The organism is Micromonospora sp. ABR4_055 (assembly GCF_056160425.1).
In genome coordinates this window covers 1-18,320 of sequence record NZ_JBSWXD010000002.1, presented here as the reverse complement: position 1 = coordinate 18,320, position 18,320 = coordinate 1, and the positions used below count along the sequence as shown (strand labels likewise).

At 68.7% G+C, this 18,320-nt stretch carries 39 protein-coding genes; 2 read left to right on the top strand and 37 right to left on the bottom strand.

Annotated elements, in window-relative coordinates; all coding sequences use genetic code 11:
- Positions 1 to 4 precede the first annotated feature (4 nt).
- From ACXAHD_RS00860 to ACXAHD_RS00750, 23 genes are all read right to left on the bottom strand, one after another.
- Entirely contained in the window at positions 5 to 196 is a 192-nt protein-coding gene (locus ACXAHD_RS00860; protein WP_475047674.1) for a DUF4326 domain-containing protein, read from the bottom strand.
- Positions 193 to 459: a hypothetical protein gene (locus ACXAHD_RS00855; RefSeq protein WP_475047672.1), complete on the bottom strand. Its 267-nt coding sequence runs from the start codon at positions 457 to 459 to the stop codon at positions 193 to 195. Before ACXAHD_RS00855 ends, ACXAHD_RS00860 begins: the two co-directional genes overlap by 4 nt.
- Positions 456 to 866, bottom strand: coding sequence for a hypothetical protein (locus ACXAHD_RS00850; RefSeq protein WP_475047669.1), 411 nt, complete (start codon positions 864 to 866; stop codon positions 456 to 458). The genes ACXAHD_RS00855 and ACXAHD_RS00850 overlap by 4 nt, the downstream gene beginning before the upstream one ends.
- A gap of 13 nt (positions 867 to 879) precedes the next feature.
- Positions 880 to 1,140: a hypothetical protein gene (locus tag ACXAHD_RS00845; RefSeq protein WP_475047667.1), complete on the bottom strand. Its 261-nt coding sequence runs from the start codon at positions 1,138 to 1,140 to the stop codon at positions 880 to 882.
- Positions 1,133 to 1,642 (bottom strand): hypothetical protein, encoded by a 510-nt coding sequence (locus ACXAHD_RS00840; RefSeq protein WP_475047664.1) that lies wholly within the window; start codon positions 1,640 to 1,642, stop codon positions 1,133 to 1,135. The genes ACXAHD_RS00845 and ACXAHD_RS00840 overlap by 8 nt, the downstream gene beginning before the upstream one ends.
- On the bottom strand, positions 1,639 to 2,112 hold the full coding sequence (locus ACXAHD_RS00835) for an ASCH domain-containing protein (RefSeq protein WP_475047662.1): 474 nt from the start codon (positions 2,110 to 2,112) through the stop codon (positions 1,639 to 1,641). Before ACXAHD_RS00835 ends, ACXAHD_RS00840 begins: the two co-directional genes overlap by 4 nt.
- Positions 2,109 to 2,486: a hypothetical protein gene (locus tag ACXAHD_RS00830; RefSeq protein ID WP_475047659.1), complete on the bottom strand. Its 378-nt coding sequence runs from the start codon at positions 2,484 to 2,486 to the stop codon at positions 2,109 to 2,111. The genes ACXAHD_RS00835 and ACXAHD_RS00830 overlap by 4 nt, the downstream gene beginning before the upstream one ends.
- Positions 2,486 to 2,662, bottom strand: a complete 177-nt coding sequence (locus ACXAHD_RS00825) for a hypothetical protein (protein WP_475047657.1) — start codon at positions 2,660 to 2,662, stop codon at positions 2,486 to 2,488. The genes ACXAHD_RS00830 and ACXAHD_RS00825 overlap by 1 nt, the downstream gene beginning before the upstream one ends.
- Complete coding sequence (locus ACXAHD_RS00820) at positions 2,662 to 3,009, bottom strand: hypothetical protein (RefSeq protein ID WP_475047655.1); 348 nt, start codon at positions 3,007 to 3,009, stop codon at positions 2,662 to 2,664. Before ACXAHD_RS00820 ends, ACXAHD_RS00825 begins: the two co-directional genes overlap by 1 nt.
- Entirely contained in the window at positions 3,009 to 3,575 is a 567-nt protein-coding gene (locus ACXAHD_RS00815) for a hypothetical protein (RefSeq protein ID WP_475047653.1), read from the bottom strand. Before ACXAHD_RS00815 ends, ACXAHD_RS00820 begins: the two co-directional genes overlap by 1 nt.
- Positions 3,572 to 3,982: a hypothetical protein gene (locus ACXAHD_RS00810; protein ID WP_475047650.1), complete on the bottom strand. Its 411-nt coding sequence runs from the start codon at positions 3,980 to 3,982 to the stop codon at positions 3,572 to 3,574. The genes ACXAHD_RS00815 and ACXAHD_RS00810 overlap by 4 nt, the downstream gene beginning before the upstream one ends.
- Positions 3,983 to 4,211: 229 nt before the next feature.
- On the bottom strand, positions 4,212 to 4,715 hold the full coding sequence (locus tag ACXAHD_RS00805) for a hypothetical protein (protein ID WP_475047648.1): 504 nt from the start codon (positions 4,713 to 4,715) through the stop codon (positions 4,212 to 4,214).
- Positions 4,712 to 5,182: an HNH endonuclease gene (locus ACXAHD_RS00800; protein ID WP_475047646.1), complete on the bottom strand. Its 471-nt coding sequence runs from the start codon at positions 5,180 to 5,182 to the stop codon at positions 4,712 to 4,714. Before ACXAHD_RS00800 ends, ACXAHD_RS00805 begins: the two co-directional genes overlap by 4 nt.
- A 95-nt stretch (positions 5,183 to 5,277) precedes the next feature.
- Positions 5,278 to 5,514, bottom strand: a complete 237-nt coding sequence (locus ACXAHD_RS00795; RefSeq protein ID WP_475047644.1) for a hypothetical protein — start codon at positions 5,512 to 5,514, stop codon at positions 5,278 to 5,280.
- Positions 5,515 to 5,789: 275 nt separating this feature from the next.
- Positions 5,790 to 6,188, bottom strand: coding sequence for a hypothetical protein (locus ACXAHD_RS00790; RefSeq protein ID WP_475047641.1), 399 nt, complete (start codon positions 6,186 to 6,188; stop codon positions 5,790 to 5,792).
- Positions 6,185 to 7,285 carry a recombination directionality factor gene (locus ACXAHD_RS00785; RefSeq protein WP_475047639.1) on the bottom strand — a complete coding sequence of 367 codons (1,101 nt, stop codon included), beginning with the start codon at positions 7,283 to 7,285 and terminating at the stop codon, positions 6,185 to 6,187. Before ACXAHD_RS00785 ends, ACXAHD_RS00790 begins: the two co-directional genes overlap by 4 nt.
- A complete protein-coding gene (locus ACXAHD_RS00780; RefSeq protein WP_475047637.1) occupies positions 7,285 to 8,160 on the bottom strand; it encodes a hypothetical protein in 876 nt (291 codons plus the stop codon). The genes ACXAHD_RS00785 and ACXAHD_RS00780 overlap by 1 nt, the downstream gene beginning before the upstream one ends.
- 25 nt (positions 8,161 to 8,185) lie before the next feature.
- Positions 8,186 to 8,335: a hypothetical protein gene (locus ACXAHD_RS00775; RefSeq protein WP_475047635.1), complete on the bottom strand. Its 150-nt coding sequence runs from the start codon at positions 8,333 to 8,335 to the stop codon at positions 8,186 to 8,188.
- On the bottom strand, positions 8,332 to 8,499 hold the full coding sequence (locus ACXAHD_RS00770; protein WP_475047632.1) for a hypothetical protein: 168 nt from the start codon (positions 8,497 to 8,499) through the stop codon (positions 8,332 to 8,334). The genes ACXAHD_RS00775 and ACXAHD_RS00770 overlap by 4 nt, the downstream gene beginning before the upstream one ends.
- Positions 8,496 to 8,759 (bottom strand): hypothetical protein, encoded by a 264-nt coding sequence (locus ACXAHD_RS00765; protein ID WP_475047630.1) that lies wholly within the window; start codon positions 8,757 to 8,759, stop codon positions 8,496 to 8,498. Before ACXAHD_RS00765 ends, ACXAHD_RS00770 begins: the two co-directional genes overlap by 4 nt.
- Positions 8,760 to 9,082: 323 nt before the next feature.
- Positions 9,083 to 9,583 carry a hypothetical protein gene (locus ACXAHD_RS00760; protein ID WP_475047627.1) on the bottom strand — a complete coding sequence of 167 codons (501 nt, stop codon included), beginning with the start codon at positions 9,581 to 9,583 and terminating at the stop codon, positions 9,083 to 9,085.
- A complete protein-coding gene (locus tag ACXAHD_RS00755) occupies positions 9,580 to 9,840 on the bottom strand; it encodes a hypothetical protein (RefSeq protein WP_475047625.1) in 261 nt (86 codons plus the stop codon). The genes ACXAHD_RS00760 and ACXAHD_RS00755 overlap by 4 nt, the downstream gene beginning before the upstream one ends.
- Positions 9,837 to 10,247, bottom strand: a complete 411-nt coding sequence (locus ACXAHD_RS00750; protein WP_475047622.1) for a hypothetical protein — start codon at positions 10,245 to 10,247, stop codon at positions 9,837 to 9,839. Before ACXAHD_RS00750 ends, ACXAHD_RS00755 begins: the two co-directional genes overlap by 4 nt.
- A 138-nt stretch (positions 10,248 to 10,385) precedes the next feature.
- Here ACXAHD_RS00750 and ACXAHD_RS00745 point away from each other — a divergent pair, with 138 nt between their 5' ends.
- A complete protein-coding gene (locus ACXAHD_RS00745; RefSeq protein WP_475047620.1) occupies positions 10,386 to 10,643 on the top strand; it encodes a hypothetical protein in 258 nt (85 codons plus the stop codon).
- Positions 10,644 to 10,650: 7 nt separating this feature from the next.
- On the opposite strand, the gene ACXAHD_RS00740 is transcribed toward ACXAHD_RS00745, so the two are convergent.
- The 14 genes from ACXAHD_RS00740 to ACXAHD_RS00675 all read right to left on the bottom strand — a co-directional run bounded on the left by ACXAHD_RS00740 (position 10,651) and on the right by ACXAHD_RS00675 (position 17,562).
- Positions 10,651 to 10,866: a hypothetical protein gene (locus tag ACXAHD_RS00740; protein ID WP_475047618.1), complete on the bottom strand. Its 216-nt coding sequence runs from the start codon at positions 10,864 to 10,866 to the stop codon at positions 10,651 to 10,653.
- 19 nt (positions 10,867 to 10,885) lie between these two features.
- Complete coding sequence (locus ACXAHD_RS00735; protein ID WP_475047616.1) at positions 10,886 to 11,431, bottom strand: hypothetical protein; 546 nt, start codon at positions 11,429 to 11,431, stop codon at positions 10,886 to 10,888.
- Positions 11,424 to 11,720, bottom strand: a complete 297-nt coding sequence (locus tag ACXAHD_RS00730; RefSeq protein WP_475047614.1) for a hypothetical protein — start codon at positions 11,718 to 11,720, stop codon at positions 11,424 to 11,426. The genes ACXAHD_RS00735 and ACXAHD_RS00730 overlap by 8 nt, the downstream gene beginning before the upstream one ends.
- Positions 11,714 to 12,052: a hypothetical protein gene (locus ACXAHD_RS00725; protein ID WP_475047612.1), complete on the bottom strand. Its 339-nt coding sequence runs from the start codon at positions 12,050 to 12,052 to the stop codon at positions 11,714 to 11,716. The genes ACXAHD_RS00730 and ACXAHD_RS00725 overlap by 7 nt, the downstream gene beginning before the upstream one ends.
- Entirely contained in the window at positions 12,049 to 12,435 is a 387-nt protein-coding gene (locus ACXAHD_RS00720) for a hypothetical protein (protein ID WP_475047609.1), read from the bottom strand. Before ACXAHD_RS00720 ends, ACXAHD_RS00725 begins: the two co-directional genes overlap by 4 nt.
- Complete coding sequence (locus ACXAHD_RS00715; RefSeq protein WP_475047607.1) at positions 12,432 to 13,013, bottom strand: hypothetical protein; 582 nt, start codon at positions 13,011 to 13,013, stop codon at positions 12,432 to 12,434. Before ACXAHD_RS00715 ends, ACXAHD_RS00720 begins: the two co-directional genes overlap by 4 nt.
- On the bottom strand, positions 13,010 to 13,138 hold the full coding sequence (locus ACXAHD_RS00710) for a hypothetical protein (protein WP_475047604.1): 129 nt from the start codon (positions 13,136 to 13,138) through the stop codon (positions 13,010 to 13,012). The genes ACXAHD_RS00715 and ACXAHD_RS00710 overlap by 4 nt, the downstream gene beginning before the upstream one ends.
- Before the next feature lie 241 nt (positions 13,139 to 13,379).
- Positions 13,380 to 13,556: a hypothetical protein gene (locus ACXAHD_RS00705; protein WP_475047601.1), complete on the bottom strand. Its 177-nt coding sequence runs from the start codon at positions 13,554 to 13,556 to the stop codon at positions 13,380 to 13,382.
- A 259-nt stretch (positions 13,557 to 13,815) separates the two neighbouring features.
- A complete protein-coding gene (locus ACXAHD_RS00700; protein WP_475047599.1) occupies positions 13,816 to 13,995 on the bottom strand; it encodes a hypothetical protein in 180 nt (59 codons plus the stop codon).
- Positions 13,992 to 15,656, bottom strand: coding sequence for a DNA cytosine methyltransferase (locus ACXAHD_RS00695; protein WP_475047597.1), 1,665 nt, complete (start codon positions 15,654 to 15,656; stop codon positions 13,992 to 13,994). Before ACXAHD_RS00695 ends, ACXAHD_RS00700 begins: the two co-directional genes overlap by 4 nt.
- Positions 15,656 to 15,934, bottom strand: coding sequence for a hypothetical protein (locus ACXAHD_RS00690; RefSeq protein ID WP_475047594.1), 279 nt, complete (start codon positions 15,932 to 15,934; stop codon positions 15,656 to 15,658). Before ACXAHD_RS00690 ends, ACXAHD_RS00695 begins: the two co-directional genes overlap by 1 nt.
- Complete coding sequence (locus ACXAHD_RS00685) at positions 15,931 to 16,170, bottom strand: hypothetical protein (RefSeq protein WP_475047591.1); 240 nt, start codon at positions 16,168 to 16,170, stop codon at positions 15,931 to 15,933. Before ACXAHD_RS00685 ends, ACXAHD_RS00690 begins: the two co-directional genes overlap by 4 nt.
- Positions 16,171 to 16,678: 508 nt before the next feature.
- Positions 16,679 to 17,290: a hypothetical protein gene (locus ACXAHD_RS00680; RefSeq protein WP_475047588.1), complete on the bottom strand. Its 612-nt coding sequence runs from the start codon at positions 17,288 to 17,290 to the stop codon at positions 16,679 to 16,681.
- A complete protein-coding gene (locus ACXAHD_RS00675) occupies positions 17,287 to 17,562 on the bottom strand; it encodes a helix-turn-helix domain-containing protein (protein ID WP_475047585.1) in 276 nt (91 codons plus the stop codon). The genes ACXAHD_RS00680 and ACXAHD_RS00675 overlap by 4 nt, the downstream gene beginning before the upstream one ends.
- A 191-nt stretch (positions 17,563 to 17,753) precedes the next feature.
- Here ACXAHD_RS00675 and ACXAHD_RS00670 point away from each other — a divergent pair, with 191 nt between their 5' ends.
- The gene (locus ACXAHD_RS00670) at positions 17,754 to 18,152 is read left to right on the top strand and encodes a helix-turn-helix domain-containing protein (protein ID WP_475047582.1); all 399 of its coding nucleotides are present in this window, start codon (positions 17,754 to 17,756) and stop codon (positions 18,150 to 18,152) included.
- Positions 18,153 to 18,320 lie beyond the last annotated feature (168 nt).

The following is an 18,320-nucleotide window of genomic DNA, read 5'->3' as shown; positions in this document are numbered from 1 at the left end:
CGGCTCACCGCTGCACCTCCGCCGCGAACTCGATCAGCACGTCTGCGTGACATACAGCGGTGAGCGGGCAGTAGCAGACCAGATCCCGGCCGGCGAGCTCATCCACCAACGCAGCCCGCAGCAACTCCGGATCGTTTTTGCGCCAGCCTTTGGTTCGGCGCCGCTGGATCCGGCGGGGCAGGGTTACATCGGTCATCGAATGTCCTCCTGTCGTGAGTCGGTTCGCTGCCCGTAGCTGTGCCACATGGCGGCCAGCGGCAGCGCGGTCAGCCCGGTGATCAGCCCCAGCGCCGGCAGGCCGACGGCTGCGTACAGTCCTCCGGCGGCGAGCACCGTGAAGGCGGCGGCCAGCCACAGGCGGCTTTCCGCTGGGCGGCCGGCCTGCTTGAACGCTGCCGCGATCAGCAGGACAGCGATGGTTGTCAGGACCATGCCTGCGACGAGCAGTACGAACGTCATGTCGGCACCGTCTCGACCGTTGCTGCCTGGTCAGCGATCTGATCGGCGAACACTTCGAACATGTCCACCTGCCCCGGCAACACCGGGTCCGGTCCAGTCGGCGGGGGGTCGCCGTCCCCATCGGTTTCGTCGCGGAACTCGGTGCAGTGGTAGGTGTCGCCGAGCCGGTGCCCGTTGTCTCGCTTGTCGATCCACTCGACTGGGGTGCGGTTCATCAGCGACACGCCGACCAGGGCGCAGCCGACGAGTCCGCCGTTACGCGGGTCCGGGGCGACGCCGTCTACCCGGACGGACCGGTCGTGGATGCACTGGTCGCACCAGTTGGCCATCCATGCGTAGCCTTCGCTGCCGTTGGAGAACGCGGACTTGTTGTGGGATGCGGCGAGGGCTTCTTCGTAGGAGCGCACGAGTCGTTCTCCTTCAGTGGTCTGGGTTGGTGAGGTGGGCGCAGCAGTCGGCGAGCCATCCGCCGTCACCGTCGGCCCGAATGGAGTCGCCGGCCGCGAAGGTCTCGCCGCAGGCGCATTTGCCGGCCCACCGGGCGTGGATTGCCGGGCCGGGGCCTTCGCCGTCGCCGGTGCTGCGCCGGGTAGGGGTGGTGTCTGCGAACGGGTCTGGCAGGTTGCGGCAGTGCGCGCAGCCCGACTTCGACAGCTCCGTCAGCTCGCACAGGTCATCCACGGGCCACCTCCGACAGATCGAAGATGGTGGCGGTGACCCCGCCGTACGGAGACTGCAGACGCTGCGCCCAACGCGGCTCCAACTCGGCGAGAACGTGACGCCACAGCGGGCCGATCGCCAGCGACGTGGACTCCAAATACTGGGGGCTGTCGTCCGGGATCAACGCCCAGCCGGGGGCGCTCTTACCCTTCGGGTCCTTCTTCGTCGGCGCCTGAAAGAACGGCGGACCCCAGCCGTCGATGATCGGCTTGACCGTGTCCGCGTAGTTGAGGGCGTCGCGGCGGATGTTGTCGGGGAAGTGGAAGACGAACCCGAGCCGGATGCGGTCGAGCCCTTTGGGGAGCCGGTGGATCTGGGCGTGCTGGTACGCGGCCTCACGCCACTGCTTGCGCATGGCGGAGGTGGCGCGGTGGCCCTTCTTGTGGGAGTCGTTGGACGACCAGAGTTGGGTGGGGGCTGGGATGAGGACAGTCCAGGTGCGAAGGTCGATGACGGCGGTCACTGGTTGCCTCCGAGTGACGCGGCGAGCACGGTGCGGGCGTCAACCTGCGCCTGCACCTGGACAGCGATCCCGCCATCGGGGGACAGCCGCCACCAGCCCAACCGGCCACGACACGGCACCGCAGCCGGCAACTGCCAGGCGTCGGCCACCCGCCAGTGGTATTGACCGGGCACAGCCCACGGGCCGCAGCCGCAGTCCGCGACGTTGTTCTCGAACTGCGCCGGGCAACTGTCTACGAGCCGGGCGCCGCCGATGATTCCGGTCGGGTTGTTGACCGGGTCGCACGAGTACGTGGGCAGGGCCTCGGCACGGATCTGCCCGTCCGACTCCCACGTTTGTGAGGCGTGGATCAGGAACCAGCCGCGGTAGCGGGTATTCCGCGACCTGTTCTCGACCGTTTTGAAGCCGGCGGTGATGAGTCCGGCCCATGGGCGGCGGATCGACAGGACCGGCATGTCTGCGACGTTCACCGGCTGGCCTCCTCGGCGGTCGGGGTGAGGTCGAAGCTGCGGGCGATGTCTGCGAATGACGGGCACGGCCAGGGGACCCAGGTGCGCCCAAACGTGGTTCCGTCGTCGTCGGATTCCTCAACGCAGCGGTGGGTGGCGTGGATGGTGCCGTCTGAGTCTTTGGCGTGCGGCACGAACACGTCGTCGCCGTTTTCCCAGCCGCACTGTTCGACCAGGTCGGGGTGTTCACCGTCGTGGTAGGGGACGGGCCGGTGCCTCGTGGCGGTGGCGCGGGTGGCGGCGATGAACGGGTACGGCACGGTGCCGGGTACGGCACGTTCGGCCCGGTCGATGGCTGCGTGGACCTGCACGTACAGGTCGGGGTAGGCGGCCATCAGTCGGCCCCCCCATCAACGACGACGATGACCAGATGACCGATGAACACCAACACCAAGGCGATCACGGCCGCCAGCCACCACGGCATCGCGACGTCGAGGAGAGAGGCGATCCCCTTGACGGCCGGGGTGAGAACGGCGGCGATGGCGACACGCAGCCAGATCCACGTCCACATCAGCGGTCACCGCCCTCGGCGGGCTTGCGGTGGACCAGCCGCAACTGTCCGACCGCCTTGAGCACGTACGCGGGCGACTCGGTGAAGCCGTCGCTGTCCCGTAGCTCGTCGCGATCGTGGTCGTACAGGTACGGGTTGCCCTTCGGGTCTACCCACACGTCACCCGCGATCGGCGGCCACTCCGGCGGGGCGACCACGACGACCGTGACGGCTGGGTCGAACAGGTCGATGCTGATCGCGCCCATGACGTCGGTCGTAATCGTGATGTCGTGCTCGTCGCTCGCGGTGATGCGGCCCTCGATGGTGACCTTGACGACGGTGTTGTTTTCGTAGCTGATCTCGGCCATCAGGCTGCTGCCTTCGCCTGCTGCTCGGCCGCCTCAACAGCCTCCAGCGCGGCGTGGAACTCGGACAGGAGCCGTGGCGTCCATGTGCACGTCGCCGACGAGTCGAGCAAGTCTCCGGGCTTGCCCTTGTAGCAGGCCCACAGCGTCCCGTCCCACTCGAAGATCATCGGCTCGGAGTTCAACACCCGGCCGCCGCCGGCTGGGCGGGTCGAGAAACGGGGCAGACCGTGACCGGTCAGCACGGCGCGGACGTCCGGCGGCTGATGCGCCTCCAACCAGGCTCGGGCGTTGTCGCCCGGCTTTCCCCGGCGGGGCTCCAGTCTCACCCCGTTGCCACGCAGGAGCCGCCACCCGTCGGGCACCTGGCCGCTGCCGTCGGGGATCAGGGCGATGATCCGTTCGCGGGCGTGGAAGATGCCCTGGCGGACGATGGCACCTTTGACGCCGGGCATTGCGTCGATCGCGGCCTTCATCGTCTGGTGGTGGGCGTGTTCGGCGGCCATCGTGTCCCGCCAGGCGGCGAGCGCGGCCGGGTCGGTGGTGGAGTAGGCGTACCGGTCGCTCATCGGGCACCGCCCGACAGCCGCGGCTGGATGAACGTGCGTCCCCGGTTGTAGCCCGGCACCGGGTCACCGCCCCGACGAGGTGCCAGCACCCGATCGTGCGGGCCGTGCTCGGTCCCGTCTCGGTCGTAGTACACCTCGTTGCCGTCGCCGTCGCCGACCGTGACCCCCAGCAGCTCCATGTCGTCCTGCGACAGGTCGGAGTAGGTGGACTCGACGGCGGCCGTCACCACGTAGGCTTCGGCCTTCTCGATGTGGTCGAACGCGTCGTCCATCTCGGTGAGGCAGGCGACCATCCGCTTCTGCCAGTCGGCGGGCATGGACTGCATGAGGGTGCGGGGCAGCACTAGGTAGTTGGAGTAGGTGTGGCCGAACCAGGTGTGGACCGGGTCGGTTGCGTCGTTGGTCATTGGGTTGCCTCCTGGGGCGTTGGGTTGGGGGAGTGCTATTTGGATTGCTGGGAGCCGGTCGGGTGGCCGACATGCCAGTGCGGTGCGCCGGGCGGCGAAAACCGGCACCGGTAGACGCGCAGCATCGGCGCGTATGCACCACCTGCGATCAGCGACCGCCGGTGGGCGTAGGCGTCGTCCTTCGACGGATGCTTGGCCTTGCCGTCACAGGCCCGGCTGCGTTTCGGTTTCACCGGGCACCTGCCGAGTTGCGGACGATGCGCTGCACCGGGATCCCGGCCGCTTCCATACGGCGAATGCAGTCGGCGGTGCCCGGTGAACCGTCGAGTTGGAAGCCAACGCCACGGTCGGGGTTGTCGGCGACGATCACCCCGTTGCGGTAGTTGCCGGCGGCCGGGCAGTAGTCGCTGCCGTTACGGCGGGTCCGTCGGTGCCCCGGCTGACACTCCGGACAGCACGGCGCCGACCAGTCCGCCGGATACACCTTCTCGGTGACCGGCAGCGGATGCGGCAGGTCGTGCACCCACCGGTGCGCCAACCAGTCCGCCGACCTAGCCGGAATACGACCGGTCTCCGGATCGCGGGCGGGGTAGCAGCCGCCGTGCATCACCATCAGCCCGGTCGCGCCCTGGCCGACGGCGCTGCTGGCGTAGCCGTCGAGGACGTCCCGGAGTAGACCGGCGTCGGTCCACTCCCGAGAACCCGTGATAATGACTCGCCAGGGACGAATCATGATCGTCTCGCTAGGTATCGGGCCTTTGCCCTCGCCCGATCGCATGCTCTGCAGTGCCTTTCGATCCGGCCTCCCCTGTGGACAATCCTCGTATTAGCTTCGTCGTACGCGTGATTCGACGGGCAATGCGTCTTTTCGCGGTTGTGCTCGGCGCGCCTGCCGGTTCCTGGCGTCTCGCCGACGGCTTTGCGCTGCTTGAACCTGCACGGCTTGCATCGGCGGCGACCCGTCGAGCTGATCGCGTAGTGCCCACCACACTTCGGACACACGTCTTTCCGGGCGTTGAGCGCAGGCGGTCCGAAGCTGCGCATGATATTTAGGACGGCAGAAACGGGTTCCATGTGGTCCGGGTTTCGGCACCACGTCTTTCGGCACAGGTGGTCAAGTGTCAGACCAGGGGCTATTGGGCCGTAGGCGTCCACGTAAGCCTGGCGGTGAACATACACACGCTTGCCATCTATTTTCATTCGAAAATATCCATTTCCGTTGTTCCATGAGTTCGACGGAGGCGGTATGCATGGAGTGGTCGGCAACCGTGGTGGGTCTGCAGCATTGGGGGAACTCACGCCGCCACCCCTGCCGGCTGGTAGCCGCCCGACTCGTCCAACAGCACCCAGCCACGGCCGGCGTACAACACCGGCATGCCGGCCGGGCTGTCGGTAGAGCGGAGAATCCAGCCGCCCGCATCCCGGTAGATACGCGGCCGGGAGTGGACCAGCCCGTGGCAGCCCGAACTACCAGACCCGCACATCAGGATCAGGTTGGTGGGGGAGTTGTTGACCCCATGTGACCGCAGCACCCGATGCTGCACCGACCAGCCGAGCCCGCGACCAGCCGGCCTCAGCGCAGATCCGCAGCGCACACAGCAGCCTTGGTCTCGGTCCCACACCAGCCGTACGGTGGCCTCGTCCGGGCTGCTGTCAGCCGGCCGACGCGACGGCTTCGACCGAGGTTTCGTCTTCCGGGCCAGCGTCGATCCGGGGGCAAACGTCGACCACGGCACGGTGCCGTCAGCAGCCAGGCGGGCACGGCGCTTCGGCGACATCGCAGCCAGCGGAGTCCTACGTGACAGGCTCACCGCACACCTACCACCGCGTACGTCTGCTGCACGTTCTTCGCCAACGCCGACAGCACCACCGACTGCGAGTTCAACGTCCGCAGATGATCCTGAGCTGCTTCCTTCGCGGCCGTGGCGATCTCGTACTCCTGCCGCGCGACAGCGGTCGCCCGTTCGATCCACGCTTCCCTGTCTGCGACCGTGTACCCGCCGCGCTCCGGCTTCGGGCAGTCCTGGTCGAAGAACGCCAGCCGGCGGGCACCCTCATAGCTGTGCTTCGCGGCCACCTCGGCGTCACGAAGTTCGGCCAGTTTCCGCGCAGCATCGTGCATGGCGCGCAGCACCCAGCGGAGCGCGTTCTCGGCGTCAACGGGCGTCCACGGTTCGAAAGACACCTCTTCCCACGGCGCGGTCACGACTGCACCGGCGCCTTCTTTGCCTTCTCCATCGCGGCCAGAAAACGGCGCATGTCATCCGCCGACGCCTCATCCGACGACCGGCCCACCAGTTGGCAGAAATTGCGCTCCAACTCGGCCTTGTCGTCCCACGGCGACTCGGCCAGGATCTGTCCCCACAGGCTGTCCAGCTCGTCGACCACCACCGCGTCCACCGGCGCTGCCGGGCCAGACGCCGGGGCGGCAGGCTGGGCCGCCCGAATCGCCGCCGCCTTCTGCTCGAACAGCACCCGCAGATCCGCCGGGATCTCCCCGCCGTGCGAACCCTTCACCTGCTCGGCAAGCCCGTACAGGGCGTCCAGGGTCTTCGCCGCGTCGATCAGTGACCCGTAGTCCACCGTCGCGGCGATCGCCGTACGGACCTCACCAGCCACCGCCGCGTTGTTCCGGGCCGCGATCAGCTCCTGTACCCGGCCGGACATCAGCTGCTTCGGCGTCAACGCATCCACATGCAGCGTCGGCACCGCGAAGTTGAACGTCTTCGCCTCGCCGTTGACCTGCCGGGTCACCGTCCGCTGGTCCAGCACGAGCCGGGCCGGGATCGCGCCCTGTGCCATCGCCAACAACTGGGCGACACCGGGCAGCTCGACGGCCGCGTAGTAGGAGCCGGTGTCGACCCGCCACGCGCCCAAGCCGGGAACGTCTTCCAGCATCACCCGCAGCCGGGTGTGCATCTTGCAGTCACGCGCCTCCGGATCACACAGACACGCCGACTTCGTGATCTTCTCCTGCTGGCCGTCGCAGCGCCGCAGACAGCCGCCCTTCGACCACATCTCGTACCACTGGTTGTCGGACGGATCCTGCGGCGGAACCACCACCGGCACCTCGCTGGTGTTGGTGATGACCTGCCACTGGCTGGCACCCTTCGGCGGCTGCCACGGCTCAACGGCGCCGCCGTACAGGTCGGCGATCCGTTCGATCAGTGCCTTCCGGGGGGACGTGAACCGGAGCCGGTCCAACTTGCCGGGCCGGGTCTTGCCGCTCGCCGTCTGGACGAGGACACCGAGCCGGATACGGCCCACCTCGGTCTGCTGCTGTTGGAGCTGAATGATCGGCATCAGGATTCCTTCGGGAGGTTCACGGGACGGGACAGGACAGTCCCGAGGGGGGAGGTCAGGCCCTCAACGACACGAAGCATGTGGACGAACTTGGCGTGGTTCTCCGGAGTCAGATGCACCTCACGCATCTGCACCTTGTCCGGCCGGACGTGCAGGATCAGACCCGCCTGCACCGGCGGCATCGGCAACTCCGACCCGTCCGGCAGCAACACCGCGTCGGCGCCCGCGTAGGCGTTGACCTGCCAGCCCTCCGGGTGGGCGAGGTGCTTGCCGGACTTGATGTCGTCCACCACTGCCAGCCCGGCGAGGTGCTTCAACTTCGGCGGCAACGGCGAATCGTCGGGGAACCGCAGGATGCCGTCGAGCGTGCCGGCGTACCCCCACTTTCGGGAGATCACCGTCATCTCGGCTGCCTCAAACTGCGGCCGGTACAGGCCACGCCACCGCCGGTACCGGGCGACGTAGGGAGCGATGTCGTCATCGACGTGAAAGCCTTCGCCGAACAGTTCGATCTGCTCGGCGGCGTCGTGGATACGGCGGCCACGGTCACCGGCGTCGTCACGGACCTGGTTGTGCTGGTTCGCCAGCCAATAGACGGCGCATTCGGGGCACTGCCCGCATGCGTTGTCGGTGCGGGTGGCGTTGCACGGCTGGTTACGGGAGCAGCGGTTCAACCACGGGAGCCGATCGACGGCGGCCTGGGCAGCGAGCCGTCCGGCCCAGTCGGGTAGCCCGAACTTGGCGATGTAGCCGAGGACGGTGGTGACGGAGATGAACCGTTCCCCGGTGATGGGGTGGATGTAGTAGCGGGAGCCGGTGTTCGGGTCGGTTTCGGCGTTGGCCGGACCGGTGGGCTTCTCGGCGGTGACGGTCATCGGGTCCACGACCAGTCGCGCGTGTTCATCTGGTCTGCCTCCCGGCGTCGTTGCTGGTCTTGCTGTGGCAGCGGCACTCGTTCAGGTCACGCAGGCAGCCGCCGCACACCTGGATGCGGCTGTCGCGGGTGCGGGCGTTCCGAACGATGTGGTCGTAGTCGCCGATGTCGGTCACAGGGCACCACCCGTCTTCGCCCGTACGTGCGCGACCCCGGCGGACTCGGCCAGGCCAGGGAAGCCTTTCGGCTTCGACCGGTAGGAGCCGCACGAACACGACACCTGCCACCAGCCGGACCGCAGCCGCGTCAGGTCAAGCACGTGACCGGGCGGGACGGTCATCGGCTGGCCTTCGCCGGTCGCCGCGACCACAACGGCTCCGACGGATGGACGTTGTGCACGTCCTCCGACCAGCAGCCCATCGACTTGTCGACCGGAGCCAGAGTCAACGTCACGAAATGGACGGGCGACAGGATCTCCAGGGCGGAGACGACAGTGGCCCATTCCTCGGCCCCGTCGTGGGCGAGACAGTTGATACGGACCTCGTATCCGTCGTCGATGTTGCGGGCTTGCCGGTAACGCTGGGGGAGTGCTCGGGTCATGGGTCAGCTCCGTTCAGTCTTGGGGGTGGGCGTCCACTCGGGGCAGCCGACGACCGGGCCGGGCTTGGCCCCATCGGCGTTCAGGTCGACGCCGGCAGCACAGGACTCGGGTAGGCCCTCGCCGCCGTTGCCCCAGTTGCAGCCCGGCTCACAGCCACACGCATCGGAGGCGGGCCGGAAGTGGGTGCACGTCTTGCAGCTCCGGACGGCAGGGTTGTGCCAGCAGCGGCCGATGTGTCGAACGGTGGCCGTCTTGCTGGACCGGGTGTAGCGGTGGCAGTGCGGGCACTGATACCGCTTCACGGTCAACACGATCGGGGCGGTCACTGCAGCCACCACGCGTTCTCGCCGCCGTAGCCGCGCCGAACAGGACGCTCGCCGTCGTTGAGGTCCAAGCCCGCAGCCGCTTGGGCGACCCACGACGTGTCGAACGGGTACGGGCCGGGCGGCTCCGACACCTCCGGTTCGTCCTCGTCCCGGTCGCAGTCGTCGCACAGGTCACCGGTGGCACCTTCCGGCCCGCAGAACCAGCAGACGGAGGCGAAGTAGGCGGCGCGGCGTTCCCGGGCGTCGGCGGGCAACTGGTCGAAGCGTTGCCGTTCGTGGCCGGCGAACTTCAGGGTGAGCGGGCCGTGCATCTCCAGCGTGTAGCGCGGGATGCTGTGGGTGTTGCCGCTGTGGAATCCGACGACGGCACGGTCGTCGTGGAGCACGGTGATGTTGGTCAGCCAGTCGCGGCCGTTGCGGTCGGTCCAGATGTCGCCGTCCATTGGCGGCCAGTTCGGGGTGTTACGGCGGGCAGCCTGCAGGTCGAAGTCGGTCACCGCGACCCACCCCGCGAATCGGCAACGCATTCGGTGCAGCAGTCGGGGTCTTCTTTCGGCTCACCGGCCAGGTACGACAGCACCGCCTGCGCCATGACCTGCATGCCAGCGTTGTAGCCGACCCCGTGTTCCGACAGGCCAGGGCCTTGGAAGATCGGCGGCGGCCCAGCCGCGTAGCTGTTGCACAGCCGAACCACGTGGTGGAGCGCGGTCCGCATCTGCTCGGCGGTCATCTGGTCGACCTGCTCCGGGCTCACCGCTGCTCACCGCCTGCCGGGGCGAGTTCCGAGATCGTGAAGCTGCCACCGGGACGGCCGCCGCAGGAGATGTAGCCGTTCTGCAGGTCGTCGATCATCACGACGTCCGCGCCGCCGGACAGCAGGTACCGGTCGGCGTAACTGCTGATCTCCTCGGCCAACTCGTCGGCGTTGGCCACCGGCCCGGAGTGGAGCGCGGGCACGTGGTGATTGCGGCCGATCCGGTCGAACCGGACCAAGTACCGCCGGGCGTTGCCCGGCCACGGCTGGTACTTGCGCCAGAAGTTCTCCAGCCTGACGTGGCTGGTGCGGGAACCCTGCGCGACGCCCTTCACGGCGACGGTCTCCCTGCCGCTGGTGCCGGTGGATCCGCCGACAGTGACTGGGGCTCCGTCGGACTTCCGCATGTAGCGGCCAGGGGTAGGGGCAGTGTAGCTCATAGACACAACACACCCTTACGAAATGATCTTCCGAATTTGACTTACGGAACAAGCTTACGATCCCGGAAGGGACTTCCGCAACCAACTTCCGGTACCCTCTTCGCCATGACCGAGCGAGACGACCCGCTGACCGAACTCGCCGAAGCCTCCACCCGCTTCCGCGAACTCGACGCGGCACGCAACGCCGCCCACCAGCAGGTCATCGCCGCCGCCCTCAACGCACTCCGACAAGGCCACCGCCCCGGCGACGTGTACCGGATCGTGCCCTTCACCAGCACCCACATCCGCTCGCTTGCGCGGGCAGAAGGCATCCCTGCCGGCCGCACCGGGAAGCCGCCAACCAAGCGCAACCCTCGGCCCTGACACCCGGTCACAGCTCGCCACGTGCTCGCCGGGCCTTGGCCCGGATCCGCTCCACCGCAGCCTCGTCCCGCTCGAATGCCCCCGGATCAGCGGCATCCAACTCGGCGGCACGGCGTTGGGCTGCCGCCACCAGCTCCTGCAACGTCGCCTGCGTCTCCGGGCTGAGCTCGCCGGACACACGAGCGGACGCCACCACCTGGCCGTGCTCGTCGACAACCGGCACACACCGTTCTCCGTACGGGTCAGTCATGGCCGCCGCCGACCGGGCGCACTCGACGCGGCTCGAACCGCCGCCACGCCAACCACTGCGGCGAGCCGGACTCGTCCATGCCGATCTCGTAGTTGTCCAGCCACACCGCGAACCACGGCCCCACCGGACGACCCCGCACCCCCTCGCCGCTGTCGGCGTCCACCCAGCCGGAGCAGCCACAGCCCGCGACATCGCAGCCCTGCCCGATGTGCCGGTCCGGGCCACGCAACACAGTCCGCTCCCCGGCAACCACCGGACATGCCCGCACCGAGTAGGCGGCGCACTCCGGATGCAGTGCGGCCTCCGGGCTGTACCGCTCCTCAACCTGGGCGGCGGTCGCCAACACCACCACCGGCCTGCCCAGCTTCTGCCCGCAGATCTGGCACAGGCTGTTGACGATGCAGGCGACAGCCTTCCGGCGGTGGACGACGCCGAGCACAGGACGCCCGTCGGCGACGGTGACGGACACGTGGGGAACAACCCGGCCGCCAACGGTGGGCCGGTGTGCGCAGCGGGCCGGCACGGCAAGGTCATCCACGGCGGCCGTCCCGCAGCCGTGGGATGACCGCAGTCGGCATGTCCCCGCGTCGGACGAGCCGGGTCACGTCCGGGTCGATGTACCAGGGCTGCTGCCACACCGAATCAGGCCGAGCAGGCTGGACCGGTGCTGGCCCGGCATCGAACCGCACCGCACGCCGGGCACGCACCACACTGCGGTGCCCCCGCCACACCCGCAGCCGACGCAGCAACACCCCGGCCGACACGAACACCAGCGCTGACCCGACCACGTAGGCCTCTGCTGGGTGCGCGGCCATCAACGTCAACACGGCCGATCACCGCCGACGTGCATGACGATCGTCTCCGACGGGTCCGGCACGACCGGCCCACACAAGGTGCCCGTCGGGCGTGGCAGCGCAGCCGGCGGCAACTCGACCGTCGACTCCACCTCCGGGTCAGGCACCTCAGGATGGAGCCAGTGGGGCGGCACCTCGTCCGGGTCCGTCCAACCCAAACCCAGCCCAGGCCACCGCCGAGCCACCAACCCCTCAACAACGGCAGCCACCAAGACGAGCAGCCCGGCCACGACCAGCAGCAACACAAGCACGTCGCTGCCGTCCAGCCCGAACCACCACAAGGCCGCGCCAACCGTCACGTTCACACGCCCACCGCCCGGCCGTTGACCGCGTACGGGCGCGTGTACTGGCGGATCACCGCCGCCACCTCAGGCGGCATGCCATCGGCAGCCCGATCCAACGCGTTCAACCGGCCAGCCATCCCGTTGCCGAACCCGCGTTCCGCCGCCAACACCTGCAGATGCTCGGCCTCCCGCAGCTGCGCGTCTCGGTCGGCCGCAGCCAACTCGGTCCGCAACTGCGCGGCCTCTACCCGCCGGGCGTTGATCTCCCGGTCCAGTTGCTCCCGCAACGTTTCGGCGTGGCCGGCAGCGTCTGCCAACCTCGCGCGGAGACTGGTGACCAGGTCAACCAGCCGGCCTTGCCTGGTCGCCCACAGCCGCACCCGTTCCCACCACGACATGCTCACTGCTCGTCGTCCTTCCGGTGCCGACCCGACTCCCCGTCACCAGCGGCGGCGACGGGGACTGATGCCCGCCGGTGCGCGGCCCGCGCCAGAAACGCGGCACCGTCCGACGTCAACTGCGCCACCTGCTCGGTGCGCCATCGCAGCGCTGCATGTGCCGCACCAACAGCGACAGTCACCGGCGTTGGCCGCGACCGGGCACCGGACAGCCAGTCCCCGTCCTGCCCGGCCGGGTGCGGCAGCCCGGCGTTGACCAGCCGCACCTGCTCCTCCACCGGACGGCCATCCAGGTCGGCTGTGGTGTAGTCGACCCGCGACTCCGGGGCTGCTGGTACGACGGCGATCACACCCGTATCCGCATCCAAGTCCGGCTTCTGTTCCGGCTTGCCGGTGCCGGCGGAGCGGGTCTCCCGGTAGCTGGCCATCACCGGCCTGTACGCCGGGTCGTCACCGACCAGACCGAGCCGGACCCCCAGCATGTGCCACAGCGCGGCAGCGGCCGGCAGTCCGAACAGCAACACGGCCGCAGTGACGGCCACGCCGCCGGTGACCCAGTCCTGCGGCTCTACGACGCCGGTCACCGGACACCACCGGCCTGCAGCCACGCCTCGACCTCGGCGACCAGCTGTCGGCCGTCGGCCGGGTTGACGTGCCGGGCCTGCGACAGCCGCTGCCGGTTGAGCGCCGTCCAATCTCGGCGCCGCAACACACGCCCCTCAACATTCCTACTCATGAATGTCCCCCTTCTCGAAAAGTTGGGGGTGACGCCAGGACGCCGGCGCCACCCCCGCAAAACGCAGAGCGGCCCTATTCGGGACTGGCAGGCTCAGCGGCCGTGCCGATGGCGGCCAGGTACCACTCGTCCAGGCAGTCGGTGCGGCCATCGACATGCACCCAGCCGTCAGAGGCGCGGGTGACAATCCGGCCACAGTGCTGACACGGCACAATCACTGGTCGCATGGCTGCTCCTCGGAGACCAGGACAACCCGGCTACCAGGCCACACCCGGCGAACCGACGCGAACACCAACTCGGCGGCGTCCCAGTGCAGGCACACCACATCGGTCCAACCGTCAGGGCGCGGCTCATCCAGCAGCGACACCCGCATCGCCAGCGAAGTCGGCATCCGCCGCCGAACCGTCTCAACCGACACGTGGGTCGGTATCTGGACACGCACCCGCCACACCGTCCTGCGGCGGGGCATCTGCAGCGCAGTCTCAACCCGCCGTCGCGAGGCTGGCAGAAGCTGCTCGAACACGGCGATCACCACGACCACCCGCCCTGCGCGCAGGACACCACCACAGCCACCGCACCGGCCGCAGCCACAACGGCACCCCAGTAGAGGAGGGTGCCGCGCCGGCCGAACGGCCACTCCCGAGACGACTTCACAGGGCACCCCCGTACAGGCGGACCAGACCGGCGAGAATCAGCACGCCGCCGACGGTGATGAGCGTGCCGAGGATCCAGCCGCCGGCCCGGTCCCACATCTCCAGACGGCTGCCGTCGGTCATGTGGAAGGCGGCGGTGTCTGGCACCTGATCGGCTGACGTGTCGCGGCGGATCATGCGGCCACCTCCAACTGCTCACCGGAAATCGCCTCAACCAGCGCCGACACGATCAACTCGGCCACCGGCGGGGTGACAGCGTTCCCATACAGCCGGGTGATGTCCTTCTTCGTCGTCGCCAGGACCCGGTACGACCGGTCGATCGCCATCGCGTCGCCGATCTCCCGCGTCGTCAACATCCGGAACCGGACATCGCCGATCAGGTCATCCACCAGGCCGTCAAGCAGCCGCAGATCGTCCACACCGATCGCCCGATCTGCGTGCGCCACCCCGTATCGGGCTCGGGCCGTCAACGCACCCACCGGCCCGGCAGCCGGAATCGCCGTCTCCGTGTTGCCGTAGTACGGCACCAGCAGCGACGAACTCCACGAGATCAGCGACTGATGCCCCGCCGTGGTCACCGACCTCAACGGCTCCGTCACCGGCGTCGACAGATAGCCGGCATCCCCGCGTGGGGTGTTGTTCCGCATCACCAGCGGCGGCAACGCCAACCCGTGATGGTTCCCGGATGCGGTTACCGTGGTCAGCGGCTCCTGCACGGCTCGGGCACGGCCCTTGTCGCCTCCGCCCCGCAGCGGAGTCAGGAACGGAAGAAGCCCGGCCGGATCGGCAACCGCCGCCTGGACCGGCAGCGACGCCGCACGGGTTCCGGCAGGCAGCAGCGGAGGAACCGCCACACCATCCGACTCCCGCGTGGTCCTGGCCGGCATCGGCAAATGCAGCGGCACCGGATCGTCCCGCCACGTTCCGCCCGCCGGGGTGAGCATCGGCAGCCAGTAGCGGCGCATCCCCGCCTTGATCCGGTCCACCGTCGCCTCAGCCAGCGGATCCGGCCGGTCTTTGATCGCCACCCCGGGCAAACCCGGATCGATCACCGACAGGGCCGGCACAACGTCCGGTTCAACCGGCTGGTGACGGCACGACACCCGAGGGCACCGGTACACGTACTGCGCCCGGTAGCGGCCCATGTCCACACCAGGCTTCTTGAACACCTGCATCGCCCGCACCTGCTCGGCGCAGATCGGGCACCACGCGGTCGGCCTCAGCCACTTGTCGAAATCCGGGCGGCGACCGAGACTGTTGTGCCAGTAGGCGACGTACAGGCGGTCCCTGGACTGCGGGGCACGCGCAGACCGGGGCGCACGGGCGTGCATCGAGTTGAACGCGATGACCCGGGTGGTGTAGCCCTCGCTTTCGATCTGCCAGATCCAGCGGTCCCACTCGGCCCACAGCCGGCACTGGATGACGTTCTCGACCACGCCGACGAGGACAGGCTTGCCCTGCCGGGTTTTGGCCCGCAGGTAGCGGACGACTTCTTCCATGAGGGCACGTGCCCGTTTGATCGACGGGTCGAGTGGGTCTTCGCCGAACAGGACACCCTGTTGGATGGTCTGCTGGTCGAAGTCGCGTTTCTTGCCGCGTGCGTCTGTCCAGGGTGGGCACGCCGGGGATGCCCAGAAAATGTCGGCGCGCGGCGCCTTGTCCATGTCGAGAGACATGACGTCACCACAGTGGTGACCCGCCTCGGGAAAGTTCGCCTGGTGGGTTTCGATCGCCTTGTCCCAGTGGTTCGCGGCGAAGATGACCTCAACCCCGGGGACGCGAGACGCACCGAGGCTAGACCCACCGACCCCGGCGAACTCGTCGTAGAGCGTGTACATCAGGCAGCCACCGCCAACCGGTCCGGCATCTGCTCGGATTCGGACTCCGACCAGAAGTGGGCGTGGTCCGGGTCGCGCCGCCACGACGTCTCACCGGCCGCCCACAGGTCTCGGTGCCCGGTCAGGTCCGGGCAGTCGGCCGGGGGAAGCCCGCACCACACGCACGCGTGGACGGGCGGGCAGCCAGGACAGCCCTGCACCGGCTTCGGGTGCGCCTGCGCGTGGGCAGCAGGGGCGACGGTCCGTGCCCAATACTGGGCAGTCGCGGCGTCGGTCATGCGGGCACCGCCTTAACCGGTTCGGTGGCCGGAAGCCGCATCCCGTAGAACGCGATCTCGGCCACCAACTCGCCGGTCCACGCTTGGTCGTCGGTCCAGCACGGCAGGAACCGGGGACCGCGCGGCCCGTTCGGGAACGTCGGCGGCGGCGGCTCAACCGGCGGGTCGGCCTGCGTCGGCCGGTCACCCTCACGGGGCGGCGCATCAGCCGGTCGGATAGTCTGGATGTCAGTCAAAGGGACTCCTTGAGTTGCCAGGTGCCCGCCGGGATCCGACCCCCGGCGGGCATCACTCGTTACCGGGTGTGGAAGCTGTCGGCTGCCCAGGCCGGTGCGCCGGCACCAGTCAGGGCTTCGCCTGCCGCAAACGGGGGTGCGGCGGCAAGCCGGCCGGCGGCCTCACCCGCATGCACGGGCGGGTGGTCTGCGGGGAAGACAGGCACACCGCTTCCGGGGGTGTGGATCGGGGTACCTGCCTTCCCCCGTGCCCCGGCCGCCGCTGATTGCGGGATCACGCGCCCTGTTGGGGACGGGACGTCCACGGCGGCCGGGACGTTGGGGTCTGCCGGCGCCGGGCGTACGGTTCCTACGCCGGCAGACGATCGGGGCGGCACACCGAGGCATGCCGCAGCGGAAGCGCGGTCAGGCACCCAGGCCGGGAACGCGGCGCTGTTGTCGACGGCCCAGCCGCCTGACTTCAGCGGCACAGCGGTGCCAGCGGGGGTGGTGATCGCGCGAGGGTGCATCAGGCGGCGCTCCGACGCTTCGCAGCCGACTCGCTACCCCGCCGGGCCATGTCCGCGCGCAGCAGCCGGTCACGGCACTTCGCCCGCTCGGCCGGATCCGTGGTGTGGGCGGGCACCAGCGCCTCATAGCGGGCGAGCCGAGCCGGGATGGGCGCAGCCTCGCCTTCGGTGTGGGCCTCACCTACCACCGGTGGGATGTCGTATCGGGTGTAGTGGGCGCCGCTAGCTGTGGTTCGGCTTGTGACCGGCTTCCAGCGGCACCGCCACACCCACAGCCGGACAGCCGGGAGCCGGTCCCGGAGGAACAGGTAGATCGGCACGTAGTCAGCCGGGCCGAACAGGGCGACTGCGGGCTGTTGACCGGTCTGGCCGGCGTAGGCGAGGACTTGCCGGACACCCTTCCGCCACGACTTGACTGGTTCGACCTCGAACACGGTGTCTCCGGTGGCGACGTCGGCGCGGCCAACGGGCAGGGCGACTTCGCATGCTCCGCCGAGGGTTGCGGCGAGTGCGGCGATGAACGGACCTTCGCCGGTGGCGGGCATGGACTGGGGCCACCGGCCGGGCCAGCGGCGGCCGTCGGGCACGGTGACGAACTTGCGGGGAGTCATGCCGCGGACCGGTCGTCGTGGGTGTCGATGGTGAGCCAGTCGCGTAGCTCGGGGCCTTGGCGGACGTGCATGCGTTTGATGCCGAGGGAACGGCACCAGGCGTCCATGACCCGGTCGGAGGCGTTGCGGTGGCCGAGTTCGGCGTTGTTGAGGCCGGCGACCGAGATTGGGACGCCCTGCTCGCGGATGTCGGCGGCGACCTGCTCCAGGGTCTTGCCTAGGGCCTCGCGGAGGGCGCGGAGGCTGACCTGCGGCGGGATCGGGGTCGGCATAGCGCAAGCTTGCGCTAACTTGCGCAAGAAAGCAAGAGACAGGTGGGGCTGGGTTGTTGGTCAGTTGTTGCGGGAGGAGTCTGGATTTCCGGTACCGATGGGTACATACTCACGTCCATGCATGAGCGACGGTTCGATCACGCTGGGTGTCCAAGTGGACCTGTCAAAAGCTGTCAGGCATGATGATCGACGTGACAGAACAGCCCGACTGGCGACGCCTCGGCGAACACGTCGCCCGACGCCGCCGCCAACTCGGACTCACCCAGAAGGAAGTCAACGCCGCAGGTGGACCCACCGACGCCACCATCAGAAAGATCGAAGGCGGCGAACCAGGCGGATACAGCGAACGCACCCTCACAAGCCTCGAAGCCGCACTGAAGTGGCCCAAAGGCACAATCGGCCGGCTACTCAACGGCGAGAACCAAGCCGTCGCCGACGACGACCCCAACATGAGCTACTACGCCGCACGGCTCGTCGAGATCCGCGACAACCCAGACCGGTCACCGGGCCTACGGTCCTGGGCCGCCGCAACCCTCGCCCAGATCAGCCAGTTGTACGACGCCGACGACGCCGAGCGACGCGCTAGCTGAAACCAGCTCCCACCAGCGGACTAGCGTGACGCGCGGGCCGAAGAAGCACCCCGCAGACACACCCCCCTAAACAGCACTGTCCCCAGAGACTGTACGTAACACGTGTACGATCACCGGCATGCGAGCGGTCATCTACGCGCGGGTCTCGTCAGACCCCACCCGCGAAGT